This is a genomic window from Caldimonas mangrovi (assembly GCF_023721835.1).
Classification (GTDB): Bacteria; Pseudomonadota; Gammaproteobacteria; order Burkholderiales; family Burkholderiaceae_C; genus Caldimonas; species Caldimonas mangrovi.
The window spans coordinates 1-1,583 of sequence record NZ_JAMKFE010000042.1 but is presented as its reverse complement, the minus strand read 5'-3'; the positions used below and the strand labels follow the sequence as shown (position 1 = coordinate 1,583).

At 68.5% G+C, this 1,583-nt stretch carries 1 protein-coding gene; it reads left to right on the top strand.

The features are described 5' to 3' along the window. Positions 1-125 precede the first annotated feature (125 nt). Positions 126-1,244, top strand: coding sequence for an IS110 family RNA-guided transposase (locus M8A51_RS26145; RefSeq protein ID WP_251781556.1), 1,119 nt, complete (start codon positions 126-128; stop codon positions 1,242-1,244). Positions 1,245-1,583 lie beyond the last annotated feature (339 nt).

Genomic DNA, 1,583 nt, shown 5'->3' with positions numbered 1-1,583 from the left:
CCTAGACAAGATGGCTTGACTTGAGGCGGCCCGCCTCCAGGACTACCGTGGATTGCGCACCTGGGGTGTGCCGAGCCACAAGGCGGAGCCCGAGGGCGACCGCATGTTTGTCAAGGAGACGGGCCATGAGTCAATCTAGCACTTTGTATGTGGGACTGGACGTTCACAAGGACAGCATCGAGATCGCGTTGGCCGAGGCTGCGCGCGATGTGGAAGTGCGCCGCCTGGGCACTGTAGCGGGCGGCACGGTCGCTGTCACCAAGGCGCTGCGCCGGCTGGTGAGCGCCGGCCACCGGCTGCACATCGTCTACGAGGCCGGCCCCTGCGGGTTCGTGCTGCAACGCCACTTCGCGGTGCTCGGCTGGCACTGCGAGGTGGTGGCGCCGTCGTCGATCCCGCGCCCGTCGGGCGAACGCATCAAGACCGACCGGCGCGACGCGTGGAAGCTGGCCCGGCTGGCGCGCATCGGCGAACTCACTGCGGTGCGCGTGCCCGACGCCGGCGACGAGGCGATGCGCGACCTGGTGCGCGGCCGCGAAGATGCGGTACGCGAGCAGCGCAACGCCCGCCACCGGCTGAAGGCCTTGCTGCTGCGCAACGGCATCGTCTACACGGGCCGCAGTGCCTGGACGGGGGCCCACCTGCGTTGGCTGGCCACCGTGAAGCTGCCGCACGCGGCGCAGCAGATCGTCTTCCAGGAGTACCTGCATGCAGTCACCGAGGCCGGTGCCCGCATTGCGCGCCACGAGCAGGCGCTGCGCGAGGCCTTGCCCGGCTGGACGCTGGCGCCGGTGGTGGCAGCGTTGCAGGCCTTGCGCGGAGTGCAGCTCATTGCGGCCATCACGCTGGTGGCGGAGATCCAGGACTTCTGGCGCTTCGCCTCGCCGCGCCAATTGATGGCCTACCTGGGCCTGGTGCCGTGCGAGGACTCCAGCGGACCCAGGCGGCGTCAAGGCGCCATCACCAAGGCGGGCAACGCGCCGGCGCGGCGCATCCTCGTGGAGGCCGCGCATCTGTACCGCTACCCGGCACGCGTGAGCCCGGTGATCGCGCGGCGCCAGGCCGAGCTGCCCAAGGCCGTCACCGACATCGCCTGGGTCGCCCAGGTGCGGCTGTGCGCCCGCTTCCGGCGCTTGGCCGCTCGTCATGTGCCGCACAACAAGCTGGTGGTGGCCGTGGCGCGTGAGCTGTGCGGCTTCGTCTGGGCCATCGCCCGCGAGGTGACGCCCGGGCCGTCGCATTGAGGCGCAAGCGCCGTTGATGCTCTGACAAAAAGGAAGGAGGTGCGCTCAAAGCCATACCGCTTCTGCCCAACGGGGAACGCGATGCAGCCACGGCCAGGGGAACCCTCGGCAACGTTATTGGCAGCCACGCAAGTGGCGATCGCAGACCCTAGAGCGCAGGCAGCCCCGCGACGAACACGTGAAGTGTCGGTACCCAATCCACGCATATCAGCATGATCAACCGTCGCAACAGCAACCGGCTCCGTCGCGTTCCCCGTTCGGCATCGAGCTTCTGTTCATCATCCGCGTCCGCGGAGGGCCGGGCTCGCCCTGTTGACAGAGTTAAGCCATATCAACGTT